Genomic DNA, 11,810 nt, shown 5'->3' on the forward strand with positions numbered 1-11,810 from the left:
TCATTGCTCCTTCGTGGCGGGTTCCGGGTACTGGAACAGGTCGTCGAGTCCCACACCGAAGGCCCGGGCGATCTGGAACGCGAGCTCGAGCGTCGGCGAGTACCTCTCCTGCTCGATCGCGATGAGTGTCTGGCGGGTGACCCCGATGCTGCGGGCGAGCTCGGCCTGGGTGAGGCCGGCGCTCTCGCGATGCGCGCGGATGCTGTTGGAGACGAGGGTCGGCTTGACCATCAGACGAGGCCTCGGCGGTAGGCGACGACCCGGGCGATGCTGCCGACGACGGCCGACACCGCGAAGCCGGCGAACATCGTGTTCGCGATCCAGAACACGTCGGCGCCCATCGCGCAGAGGACGATCACACCGAGCCCCGCGATCACGACGAACGCCTGCTCGACGCGGCTGCCCATGCGGCTGATGTCCCGGTCGCGGATGTCCGACTTCCCGACGCCGTCAGGATCGCGCGCGCCCGCCACCATCCCCCAGAGGATGCTGACCACGATCGTGACCACGATGCTCAGGCCGATGGTCCACAGCATGAGCGGGAACCAGTCGACGTCGGTCAGCGACCCGCCGCCGGCCTGCTGCAGCACGAGGATCACGTAGACCGTGATGGCGATCACACTGACGACGAGACCCGTCCAGACGTTGCGCTCTTCGTAGACCATGACCACTCCTATGTAAAAGATTCTTGACACGAGCGTACGTCTGTGTTGGCACTGTGTCAAGAATCTTTTACATTCCGGGATGTCCCCGCCCGGTGCGGGGCCAACAACGCATCCGTCGACCGATGCGGGGTCAATAACGCATCCGAATCGGCCGTTTCCGGTGCGTTTTTAACCACTCACGACCCCACCGGGCGGATGCCGGTACGCGGCCGACGGGGCGGCGGCGGGCGAGCCAGCCGCGCTCGGAGCGGCTCGGAACACGCGTTCCCCCATGCGGGGCCAATAGCGCATCCGAATCAGCAGTTTCCGGTGCCTTTTTGACCACTCACGACCCCACCGGGCGGATGCCGGTACGCGGCCGAGCGCGGCGGACGAGGCTGGGCGGCGGAGCGGCCGGGCGGGGACGGGGCGGGGCCGGGCGAGCCCGCCGCGCTTGGGACGGCTCGGAACGCGCTCTGCGCCCGATGCGAGGCCAATAGCGCATCCGAATCGGCCGATTCCGGTGCGTTCTTGACCACTCACGGCCCAACCGGCCGGATGCGGAGCGGCGCAGCGGAGCGGCGCAGCGGAGCGGCGCAGCGGAGCGGCTCTGCGCCCGATGCGGGGCCAATAGCGCATCCGAATCAGCAGTTTCCGGTGCGTTTTTGACCACTCACGACCCCACCGGGCTAACGCGGGGATGCGGCGGGGCTGCGCAGCACGACAGGGCGAGCCAGCCGCGCTCGGGGCGGCTCGGAACGCGCTCTGCGCCCGATGCGGGGCCAATAGCGCATCCGAATCGGGCGTTTTCGGTGCGTTTTTGACCACTCACGACCCCGCCGGCCTAACGCGGGGATGCGGCGGAGCCGGGAGAGCCGGGACGGCGTGGCGGAGCGGGGCGGCGGCTCGGAACGCGCTCTGCGCCGATGCGGGGCCAATAACGCAGCCGAATCGGGCGTTTCCGGTGCGTTTTTGACCACTCACGATGCGTGGGCCGGGGGGCGAGCCGTGGGCCGGGGGGGCGAGCCGCGGACCCGGGCGACGCAGCAGAGCCAGCGGCGCAAGGCTCAGATGACCGAGGCGCTCCAGTCGTCGGGGTTGCCGTAGCGGTGCGCGGTGATCGCGATCGCCTGCTCGTGCACGAAGGGCAGCAGCTCGATGCGTCCCGCCGACGTGACCTCGCCGTCGTACACCGCGAGGTCGGGGTCGCCGTCGACGGCCTCCGCGAGTGCCCTATGCAGTGCGCTCACGGCGGCTCGCGACCCGACGAGGCGGATGCGACGAGCGCGCGCCGACCCGTCGACGTCGGCGTCGACGTCTCCGGCGGATGCCGCACCGCGCCCCCGCATCCGCTCGATCCACTCGTCGTCGCTCTCGAGGAAGACGACGGCTCCGAGCTCGCCGAGGGCGTGGCGCACCTCCGCGGGCAGGCCGACCGGCGTGGACAGGGTGAAGCCGGCGCCGGCGCGAACCGCGGCGACGACGACGCGCAGCAGCTGCTGCCACTCGGCGTCGGCCGTGGCCCTGATCGCGACGGGCACGGGTCGATACCGGAAGAGGTTTCGTTCGACACCGAGATGCGACACATCGCGCACCTGGCCGAACTCGCGATCCCACGCGAGGGCGTCCGACAGGGCCGACCGGCGGAGCCACTCGAACGCCTCGAAGGCGAGCGAGGGCTGGGCGGATTCGATCAGCGCGGTGATGCGGGAGTCCAGGCCGCGCAGGTGCAGGGTGCTCGACGCGGGACCCGAGCCGGTCGCGTGCCAGCGGCCGAGCCCGATGAGGTAGTTCGGGCCGCCCGCCTTCGCCCCGGGGCCGACGGAGGAGCGCTTCCAGCCGCCGAACGGCTGCCGCTGCACGATGGCGCCGGTGATCCCGCGGTTCACGTACAGGTTTCCGGCCTGCACGCGGTCGAGCCACAGCTCGAGGTCGGCGGGATCCTGCGTGTGCAGGCCGGCCGTCAGCCCGTACTCCACCGCGTTCTGCAGTTCGATCGCCCGCTCGAGCGTGGGCGCGTACATGACCCCGAGCACCGGACCGAAGAACTCCTCGGTGTGGAATCGCGACCCGGGCTGCACGCCGACGCGGATGCCGGGACGCCACAGCCGTCCGCTCGGATCACCGGAGGCGACAGCGGGTTCGATGAGCCACTGCTCCTCACCCTCGAGCTCGGTGAGCGCCCAGGCGAGCTTGCCCTGCGGTCGCTCGATCACGGGCCCGACCTCGGCGAGCGGATCATCGGGCCAGCCGACGTGCAGCGATCGCGTGGCATCCGCCAGCTGCCGGGCGAACCGCTGCGACCGGCCGACGGGGCCGACGAGGATCGCGAGCGAGGCGGCCGAGCACTTCTGCCCCGCATGCCCGAAGGCGCTGCGCACCAGGTCGGCGACGGCGAGGTCGAGGTCTGCGGATGGCGTGACGATCATGGCGTTCTTGCCGCTGGTCTCGGCGAGCAGCGGCAGGTCGGGGCGCCACGACCGGAACAGGGCGGCCGTCTCCCAGGACCCGGTGAGGATGACGCGATCCACCGACTCATGCGAGATGAGAGCCCGCCCGAGGTCGCCCTCCTCGATGTCGACCAGTGCGAGGACGTCGCGCGGGACGCCGGCCTCCCAGAGGGTCTCGGCGATCACCGCGGCGCAGCGGCGCGACTGCGGGGCCGGCTTGAAGACCACGCCTGATCCGGCGGCGAGCGTCGCGAGCACGCCCCCGGCGGGGATCGCGAGCGGGAAGTTCCACGGCGGCGTCACGACCGTGACACGCGCCGGCTCGAACGCGGCGCCGGCGACGGCATCCAGTTCTCGCGCCTTGGCGGCGTAGTACCGCGCGAAGTCGACGGTCTCGCTGACCTCGATGTCGGCTTCGCCGAGCACCTTTCCCGTCTCGGATGCCGCCACCTCGATGAGATCGCCGCGTCGCGCCTCGAGCGCGGCGGCCGCACGCAGGAGCACCTCCGCGCGCTCCGCTGCCGGGCGGGCTCCCCATCGGATGCCGGCTTCGGCGACCTGGGCGATCGCGGCCTCGAGCGCCGTGGCGTCGTCGATGCGGGCGGCCTCGATGGTCGCCTGCCCCAGCGTGGAGTCCGCGATGCGCGCGGAGATGTCGCGCGCCCAGTCGCGGTTGGCGGGGAGCGACGGGTCGCTGTCGGGGGTGTTCGTGAAGCCCGGGGCGCCGCCGGACCCCTCGTCGAGCTCGCGGGGCGAGTAGACGGCGGTCTCGAGGAACGCCTCGCCATCGTCGTCCGACCCGCGCGAGATGCCCAGCACGGCCTGGGTGAGGTCGTGCTCGGGAGCCGGGGCCGCAGGCACAGGGCGCACCGATTCGTGCACGGGGGCCTGACGATCCTGCGTGCGCCGCGGTCCCGTGTGCAGGGTCGGCGATGTCGACCGTTCGAGCGCGTCGAGGAACCTGTCGCGTTCGCGGGCGAACAGCGTCTCGTCGTCGCCGAGCCGGAAGGCCGCGGAGAGGAAGTTGTCGCTCGACGCGTTCTCCTCGAGGCGGCGCACGAGGTAGCTGATCGCCACGTCGAACTCGGCGGGCTTCACGACCGGCACGTAGAGCAGGACCTCGCCGACCTCACGGGACACCGCCTGCACCTGCCCCTGCGCCATGCCGAGCAGCATCTCGAACTCGATCGGAGGCTGAGCTCCGGCGGCCTCCGGATCGGGAGTCCCGCCGACGAGTCCGCGCTCGCCGGCGAGCAGCCAGGCGTACGCGATGCCGAACAGATTGTGCCCGGCGATACCGAGACGCACCGCTCGCACGTTCTCGGGGCGCAGCGCCCAGTCGAGGCAGCGCAGGTAGTTGGCGTCCGTGTCGAGTTTGGTGTCGTAGGGGGCCTGCGGCCATCCGTGCATCCGCGCCTCGACATGCTCCATGGCCAGGTTCGCGCCCTTGACGAGCCGCACCTTGATCGCGGCGCCACCGCGGTCGACCCGGTCGCGCGCCCAGGCGGTGAGCTCCTGCAGGGCGGGCAGCGCGTCGGGCAGGTAGGCCTGCAGCACGATGCCCGCCTCGAGCCGCTCCAGCCGCGGGTCCTCGAGCAGGCGCGTGAACACCGCGATCGTCAGGTCGAGGTCGCGGTACTCCTCCATGTCGAGATTGATGAAGGTGCCGTCGCTCGCCGCGGTGAGATACAGCGGCAGCAGGCGCTCCACGACGGCCTCGACGACCTCGTCGAATGCCCACATCGAGATATGGCTGATGATCGCCGACACCTTGACCGAGACGTAGTCGACGTCGGGGCGGCGGATGAGATCGTGGATGCCGTCGAGACGGCGCTTCGCCTCGGCGTCGCCGAGCACGGCCTCACCGAGGAGATTGAGGTTGAGGCGGGCGCCCGAGGCCCGGATCCTCTCGATCGCCGGTCCGAGCTTCGCGGGACGGGCATCGACGACGAGGTGGCCCACCATCTCGCGCAGCACGCGACGGGCGATGGGCACGACCGGCGAGGGGAGGATCGGCGCGACGCCCCCGCCGATCCTCACGGCGGAGCGCAGGTACCACGGCAGGAAGTCGGGGACGATCGGCGCGATCCGGTGCAGACGGGATGCTGCGGCGCCCAGGCTCTCGGGGCGCATGACCCCGTCGACGAATCCGAGCGTGAACGGCAGGCCGTTCGCGTCCTGCAGGACTCCGGCGAGGCGCGCCGCTGCCGGGTCGACGTCCGCGGCCGCTGCTTCCACGACCCAGCGGCGCGCGAGCTCGACCGCACGGTCCGCGAGCGGGGTCGATGCGGGGTCCGCGTGGGCGTCCGCACGGTCCGCGAGCGGGACGGAGGCGGGGTCGGACGAAGCCGATGCAGCATCCGAGGGCAGCGACGGGTCAGCCATGTCCTCAGCCTAGAACTGCGGGCGGCACTCGTCGCCGAGCGGCGCGGCGGTGGCGTCTCGCGCCGCTTCGCAGGCCTCGCTCGACGACGGGTCAGCGCTGAGCGATCATCTCGGCGTAGCCCTCGCGGAACGTGGGATATCGAAGCTCTCCCAGCAGCGAGCGCAGGAGGCTCCCGTCCAGCACCGTCCCCCCGCCGACCGGCGGCTCGACGGCCGGTGGCACCGGTACCCCGAGCTGGGCGGCGATGAACTCCGCGACATCCCCCAGCTGCACCGGCTCCTCGTCCACGCCGTGCACCAGCGCCGGGGGCGCCTCGGCCCGCAGCAGCACCTCGAGCAGCCGAACGAGGTCCGTCTCGTGGATCCGGTTCGTCCGCCGCGTGCCGTCGATCGCGTCGCCCGCACGCACCCGACGGATCAGCGAATCGCGCCCAGGACCGTAGATCCCCGCCGGCCGCACGACGACGGCGCCCAGCAGTTCCTGAGCCAGTCGCTCGCCCTCGACGAGCGACTGGCCGCCCGGGCTCGACGACTGCGGAGCATCCGCCTCCGTGAGCGGCTCGGGCCCCGGCCGCCCCTCGAACACCCGCGTCGACGACACGAACACGACACGCGGCGGAACCGACGGAAGGGCATCCGCGATCGCCGGCAGCGCGAGCGGATAGATCGACCCCTGCTCGGGATTCGCGCGGCTCGGCGGCAGCGTGATCACGACCGAGTCGAACTCGGGCAGCGGCTCTGCGAGCGGCTGCTCCAGGTCGGCCGCGAGGGTCCGGAAGCCCGAGGGCAGACCGGACGCATGCCGCCGGATCGCCGTCACCTCACCGCCGTGCGCGATCACCCGCTCCCCCAGCCGCACGCCGATCTTGCCGCATCCGACGAGCAGCGTGCGCCCTGGCATCCGTCGGTCGAGTCCCCATGCAGACGTCATCGGTCAGCTCCAGACGCTCGGCGCGGGAGTGCGGGTGGGAGGAAGAGCGGATGCCGCGGCCCAGTCGTGCACCCAGGCGTCGATCTCGGGCACGCCCTCGGGCTTGCCGACCGCGGCGAACAGCTCCTCGTTCGAGACGGTGCCGCCGGTGCGTCGCAGCATCCGCGCCCTGACGATCGCCCGTGCGTACACCTCGCCGTCGACGACCGCGCGGTGCTCCAGGAACAGCGCCTTGTCGTCATGCCCGATGAACCGGGATTGCACCTCGAACCGCTGCCACAGCTGCAGCGACTTGCGGAAGGTGATGGTCTCGCTCGAGACGACGGCATACCAGCCGTGACCCTTCATGGCGTCGAACAGCCCGGTGCGGATCAGCAGATCCCAGCGCCCGAGGTCGAACAGCGACAGGTAGCGGCCGTTGTTCATGTGCCGCAGGATGTCGATGTCGGTCGGCAGAGTGGTCAGCCTCACGGTGCCGATGGCCGTCGGATCGAGGGCCTTGCCCCGGCGCACCCGTCGACGCGCGGAGAGGATGACGAGCAGGGTGCGCCAGATCACGTTCACGAGTGTCGATCGTAGCCATCGACGCACGGACCGCGAACTTCGTTGTACGGAACCTCCAGCGGTCCGAGCGGCGTCGGCGACCGCATCCGCTCGATTTCGTGATCCGATATGCCGCGCGTAGAGTCGCGACATGAGCGCCGATGCCCAGCCTGAAGTCATTGTCCGTCCGGTCCGTGATGTGGACGCGGAAGCCCTCGGTCGCGTGCACGCCCAGTGCTGGCACGAGACCTACGACCACCTGATCAGCAAGGCCGCTCTCGAGAAGGTGTCGCCGCGCCGCATGGCCGAGCTGTGGACGCACTGGGCGGCGCAGGGCCCCGAGTTCATCATGAACGCGGCCCTCATCGACGGAGAGATCGTCGGCTTCGTCGGCTCCGGCCCCGCGCGCGACAAAGATGCTCCGGCCTTCCGCGAGCTCTACTTCATCTACCTGCTCGACGCGTACCACGGCACGGGCATCGGCCAGAAGCTCTTCGACGCCGCGGTCGCCAAGGACGAGCCCCTCTACCTCTGGGTCGCGGAGGACAACCCCCGCGCGCATCGCTTCTACACCCGCAACGGGTTCAGCCTCGACGGAGCGACGCACACCGAGCCGTTCCTCGGCGAGACGCTCACCGAGGTCCGCTTCGTGCGCTGAGCGCCTGACCCGCGTGCAGTATTCAGCATGAACGGCCCCCGGAGCGCATCCGGGGGCCGTTTCTCTGCTCCTGAGCGCATCCGTGCTGAATTCTGCACGGGGCGCCGCCGTCGGGAGTCCTGCGAGCGCCGCTCAGCGCCCGGAGACGTTCCCGAACACCTTGGCGATCGGAGCGATCACGAGGGGGCGGGCGGCGATCCATCCGATCGCGATCACCACGAGGGATGCCACGAACACCCAGAACCCGGTCCAGGTGACCGCGTCCTGCGACGCGTACATGTGGTTGAGGTTCCGCAGGAATCCGGTGAGCATCACGAGCGCGACGTGCACGATGATGAACGCGACGAAGTACAGCATCACCGGGAAGTGCAGCGCCCGCGCCCATTCGATCGGATACGCCTTCGACAGCCGCTCCGCCTTCTTCGGCCACATCCCCGACATCCGGAAGCCCGTCACCGCGGCCAGAGGGGCAGCGAGGAACACGGTCGCGAAGTACGCGAGCTGCTGCAGGCTGTTGTAGTTGTTCCAGCCGTTCTCGTGCGGCCAGTCGAACGAGAGGTACTGCAGCGCGGCCGACAGCGCGTTCGGGAAGACCTCCCAGCTCGTCGGCACGATGCGCGCCCAGTGACCGGTCGTGAACAGCAGCACGACGAAGATGACGCCGTTCACCAGCCACAGGATGTCGAGCGCCTGATGGAACCAGATCGTCAGGCTGATCTTGCCCTTGGCGTTGTTGCGCGGCGTCCAGAACGCCGTCGGGCGCTTCTCGGTGCGGATGCGGAGACCCGATCGGATGATCAGCACCATCAGGAAGACGTTGAAGAAGTGCGCCCAGTTGACCCACGGCGCGAAGCCGGGCTCGACGGGCACGGCGGGCTCGTACTCGCCGGGGAACGCGGCGAGGAAGTCCTGCATGAACGGGAAGCTCAGGAGGGCGCGCACGAACGCGACGGCGGCACCGGCGAGGATGCCGAGTGCCGCAGCTCCGAGGAGTCCGGCGATGGCCTGCGTCCACGTCGGGCGACGGCGGTCGGATGCCGGAGCGGACGCTGCCGGGGAAGCCGCGGGCATCCGTCGCGGTGCACTGCCGTCCCAGACGGTGCGGGGCAGGGCGAGCGGGATGCCGACGTCGCGCTCGGCGCGCACGGCGACGGACGACGGGGCGGGCGCCTCTTCGAGGTCATCCGGCGAGGCCGGCGGAGCCGACGGGGGCGCCGCCGTGACCGGCATGGACGCCGGGGACGCCGTGGCCGCCACTCGCTCTTCGACGCTCGTCGCCACCACCGTGCCCGCCGGAGGCCACGGCTCACCGCCCGCGACACGCGGAAGGCCGCGGCGTACGGTGCCTGTTCCTGCGACGACCGGCGCTGGCTGTTCGTCGAGCGAGGGCGGCGAAGCCACCCGAGACGAAACGCCCTCCTCGACGACCGGCGCAGATTGTTCGTCGAGCGAGGGCGGCGAAGCCACCCGAGACGAGGCGCCCTCATCAACGACTGACGCCACCGCCGCGCCCGCAGGAGGCCATGGCTCGCCGCCGGGAACCCGAGGCAGACCGCGACGGAGGGAGGACACTCCTGCACCGTCGCGCGTGTCGTCTTGCTCCGCTCGCTCGACGATCGGGGAGAACGCCTCCGCTCGCTCGACGACCGGGGAAGACGCCTGGTCGTCGACCGAGGACGGCGAAACCGATGGAGACGGAACGCTCTCCTCGACGCTCGACGCCACCACCGCGTCGGCAGGAGGCCACGGGTCGCCGCCCGGAATCCGCGGGAGGCCGCGTCTCAGCATCCGCGTGGTCATCGCTACTTCTTCCGCGCCTCAAGGGCGGCGATCACCTGCGGGACGACCGTGAAGAGGTCGCCGACGATGCCGAAGTCGGCGACGTCGAAGATCGGCGCCTCCGCGTCCTTGTTGATCGCCACGATGTTCTTGGCGGTCTGCATTCCCGCGCGGTGCTGGATCGCGCCGGAGATGCCGAGAGCGACATACAGCTGCGGGGACACGGAGACTCCGGTCTGGCCGACCTGGTGCGACTGGGGGATGTAGCCCGCATCGACGGCGGCGCGCGACGCGCCGACAGCCGCGCCGAGAGCATCTGCGAGCTCCTCGACGAGCACGAACTTCTCCTTCGACGCGAGTCCCCGTCCGCCCGACACGACCCTGATCGCGCCGCGCAGCTCGGGCCGCGACGACGTGACCTCGACGGACTCGACCGCGCCGACGGTCGCGGCTGCGGCACCGGATGCCGACACGTTCAGCGCCTCGACGGTCGGCGAGGCGACCGCTTCGGCACGCGCCTCGACCGCACCCTGGCGGACCGTGATCACCGGGGCCCCGAAGGTGGGAGCCGCATCGACGAGGTACGCCCCGCCGTAGACCGAGTGGTGCGCGACGATTCCGTCGTCGTCGCGTGAGACGCCGACCGCGTCGACGCACAGCGCGAGCTTCGCGCGCACGGCGAACCGCCCCGCGACATCGCGGCCGCTGATCGAGTTCGAGATGAGCACGGCATCGGGCTGCACCTGCGCGAACGCCGTCTGCAGCGCGTCCACGATCGGAGCGGTGAGTGCCGTGGCCTCGGCGTCGGCGGTCAGCACGACGGATGCCCCGGCGGCGGCGACCGTCGCGGGAGCCTCGGCGTTGCCGCCCACGACGAGTGCGACCGGGGAGCCGACGGTCGAGGCGGCGCCGATCAGCGCGGCCGTGCTCGATGCGACCGCACCCGACGGGTCGACGTCGACGAGCACGAGGATCGGGTTCTCGGGGTATCCCATGTCACACCAGCCTGTTCTGCACGAGGAATTCGACGAGCTTCTCGGCGGCGTCGCCTTCGTCGACGATCTTCACGCCGGCCGCGCGAGGCGGCTTCTCGGACACCGAGGTCATGATCGTCCGCGGCGCGACCGCCGGATCGGCCGAGACGCCCAGGTCGTCGAGCGACAGCACCTCGAGCGGCTTCTTCTTCGCGGCCATGATGCCCTTGAAGTTGGGGAACCGGGCATCGGGCAGCGCCTCGGTGATCGAGATCACGGCGGGCAGCGACGCCGAGATCGGCTGCGCACCGGCATCCGCCCCCCGCGTGCCCGTGATGCCCTCGGCGGCGATCTCGACAGCGGTGAGCGCGGTCGCGTGCGGCCAGCCGAGATGCTCCGCGATCATCGCGGGAATCACGCCCCCCGAGCCGTCGGTCGACAGGTTGCCGGTGATCACGAGGTCGGGCTCGGCCCGGCGGATCGCGGCGGCCAGGACCTCGGCGGACAGACCGAGGTCGGCTCCGGCGAGCTGCTCGTCGGCGATGTGCACGGCGGATCCCGCCCCGATCGCCAGGGCACGGCGGACGGATGCGGTCGACCCCTCGGGGGCCATCGTCAGCGCGACCACCTCGGTGCCCTCGTTCTTGTCCGCGAAGCTCAACGCGACCTCGAGAGCGCGCTCCGTGATCTCATCGAGCACCACGTCGCCGGCACCTCGCTCGGCGAGTCCGGTCTCGAGATTCAGCTTGCGGTCGCCGTAGGTGTCGGGCACCTCTTTGACCAGGACGACGATCTTCATCGATTGCTCCTCACGACTACCTCGATTCTAGTCCCCTGAAACTGAGTCCCACCCTGCGCGCAACTGAGAACCAGCCCCGCGGTGATCGGGTCATGCCCTACCGTAGAAGCGTGATCCGACCCCGCCCGCTGCCCGTGGATCCGCTCGCCGAGGCGAAGCGGCAGTGGATCGCGCACGGATGGACGGATGCCGCCGACGGCATGACCGTCGTCACGTCCGTGATGCGCGCCCAGCAGTTGCTGCTGGCGCGGGTGGATGCCACGCTGAAGCCGTTCGCGCTGAGCTTCGCCCGCTACGAGATGCTGCGACTGCTCGCCTTCAGCCGTGCCGGTCGACTGCCCCTGTCGAGTGTGGTCGCTCGACTCCAGGTGCACGCCACCACCGTCACCAGCACGGCCGAGCGTCTCGTGCGTGACGGCCTCGTCATCCGGGAGCCGCACCCCCACGACGGTCGCGCAGCGCTGCTCGTGCTCACCGACACCGGTCGCGACCTCGTGGACCGCGCGACCACCGCCCTCAACGCCGACGTGTTCGCGCACCCCGGCATCAGCGACGCCGACGCCGCCGAGCTCGTCGCGATCGTCGCCCGTCTGCGCAAGGATGCAGGCGACTTCGCGGATCCTCGGCCTCAACCCGATCCGCTCTGA

At 70.7% G+C, this 11,810-nt stretch carries 10 protein-coding genes; 2 read left to right on the forward strand and 8 right to left on the reverse strand.

What is annotated here, in order from left to right; genetic code table 11:
* From BN2660_RS03610 to BN2660_RS03630, 5 genes are all read right to left on the reverse strand, one after another.
* On the reverse strand, nucleotides 1-231 hold the full coding sequence (locus BN2660_RS03610; protein ID WP_091227436.1) for a helix-turn-helix transcriptional regulator: 231 nt from the start codon (nucleotides 229-231) through the stop codon (nucleotides 1-3).
* Entirely contained in the window at nucleotides 231-665 is a 435-nt protein-coding gene (locus BN2660_RS03615) for a hypothetical protein (RefSeq protein ID WP_091227438.1), read from the reverse strand. Before BN2660_RS03615 ends, BN2660_RS03610 begins: the two co-directional genes overlap by 1 nt.
* Before the next feature lie 1,046 nt (nucleotides 666-1,711).
* Nucleotides 1,712-5,479 (reverse strand): proline dehydrogenase family protein, encoded by a 3,768-nt coding sequence (locus BN2660_RS03620; RefSeq protein WP_091227440.1) that lies wholly within the window; start codon nucleotides 5,477-5,479, stop codon nucleotides 1,712-1,714.
* A gap of 91 nt (nucleotides 5,480-5,570) precedes the next feature.
* Nucleotides 5,571-6,410 carry a Rossmann-fold NAD(P)-binding domain-containing protein gene (locus BN2660_RS03625; protein ID WP_141651230.1) on the reverse strand — a complete coding sequence of 280 codons (840 nt, stop codon included), beginning with the start codon at nucleotides 6,408-6,410 and terminating at the stop codon, nucleotides 5,571-5,573.
* Between the two features lie 3 nt (nucleotides 6,411-6,413).
* Nucleotides 6,414-6,974, reverse strand: a complete 561-nt coding sequence (locus BN2660_RS03630; RefSeq protein WP_091227442.1) for an acyl-CoA thioesterase — start codon at nucleotides 6,972-6,974, stop codon at nucleotides 6,414-6,416.
* Between the two features lie 130 nt (nucleotides 6,975-7,104).
* Between BN2660_RS03630 and BN2660_RS03635 the strand changes: the two genes are divergently transcribed.
* Nucleotides 7,105-7,611 carry a GNAT family N-acetyltransferase gene (locus tag BN2660_RS03635; protein ID WP_091227444.1) on the forward strand — a complete coding sequence of 169 codons (507 nt, stop codon included), beginning with the start codon at nucleotides 7,105-7,107 and terminating at the stop codon, nucleotides 7,609-7,611.
* Between the two features lie 132 nt (nucleotides 7,612-7,743).
* Here the strand turns inward: BN2660_RS03635 and BN2660_RS03640 are convergent, their stop codons facing one another.
* The 3 genes from BN2660_RS03640 to BN2660_RS03650 all read right to left on the reverse strand — a co-directional run bounded on the left by BN2660_RS03640 (nucleotide 7,744) and on the right by BN2660_RS03650 (nucleotide 11,163).
* Nucleotides 7,744-9,012: a cytochrome b/b6 domain-containing protein gene (locus BN2660_RS03640; protein WP_255305009.1), complete on the reverse strand. Its 1,269-nt coding sequence runs from the start codon at nucleotides 9,010-9,012 to the stop codon at nucleotides 7,744-7,746.
* Between the two features lie 401 nt (nucleotides 9,013-9,413).
* Nucleotides 9,414-10,385 (reverse strand): electron transfer flavoprotein subunit alpha/FixB family protein, encoded by a 972-nt coding sequence (locus BN2660_RS03645; protein WP_091227447.1) that lies wholly within the window; start codon nucleotides 10,383-10,385, stop codon nucleotides 9,414-9,416.
* Between the two features lies 1 nt (nucleotide 10,386).
* Nucleotides 10,387-11,163, reverse strand: coding sequence for an electron transfer flavoprotein subunit beta/FixA family protein (locus BN2660_RS03650; RefSeq protein WP_091227449.1), 777 nt, complete (start codon nucleotides 11,161-11,163; stop codon nucleotides 10,387-10,389).
* A gap of 110 nt (nucleotides 11,164-11,273) precedes the next feature.
* Between BN2660_RS03650 and BN2660_RS03655 the strand changes: the two genes are divergently transcribed.
* A complete protein-coding gene (locus BN2660_RS03655; protein WP_091227452.1) occupies nucleotides 11,274-11,810 on the forward strand; it encodes a MarR family winged helix-turn-helix transcriptional regulator in 537 nt (178 codons plus the stop codon).

Source organism: Microbacterium sp. 3J1, from assembly GCF_001049495.1.
GTDB lineage: Bacteria > Actinomycetota > Actinomycetes > Actinomycetales > Microbacteriaceae > Microbacterium.

Coding starts and splice junctions, on each gene's coding strand:
- BN2660_RS03625 (WP_141651230.1), bottom strand. CDS start 6,410: ATGACGTCTGCATGGGGACTCGACCGACGGATGCCAGGGCGCACGCTG.
- BN2660_RS03610 (WP_091227436.1), bottom strand. CDS start 231: ATGGTCAAGCCGACCCTCGTCTCCAACAGCATCCGCGCGCATCGCGAG.
- BN2660_RS03650 (WP_091227449.1), bottom strand. CDS start 11,163: ATGAAGATCGTCGTCCTGGTCAAAGAGGTGCCCGACACCTACGGCGAC.
- BN2660_RS03635 (WP_091227444.1), top strand. CDS start 7,105: ATGAGCGCCGATGCCCAGCCTGAAGTCATTGTCCGTCCGGTCCGTGAT.
- BN2660_RS03620 (WP_091227440.1), bottom strand. CDS start 5,479: ATGGCTGACCCGTCGCTGCCCTCGGATGCTGCATCGGCTTCGTCCGAC.
- BN2660_RS03615 (WP_091227438.1), bottom strand. CDS start 665: ATGGTCTACGAAGAGCGCAACGTCTGGACGGGTCTCGTCGTCAGTGTG.
- BN2660_RS03645 (WP_091227447.1), bottom strand. CDS start 10,385: ATGGGATACCCCGAGAACCCGATCCTCGTGCTCGTCGACGTCGACCCG.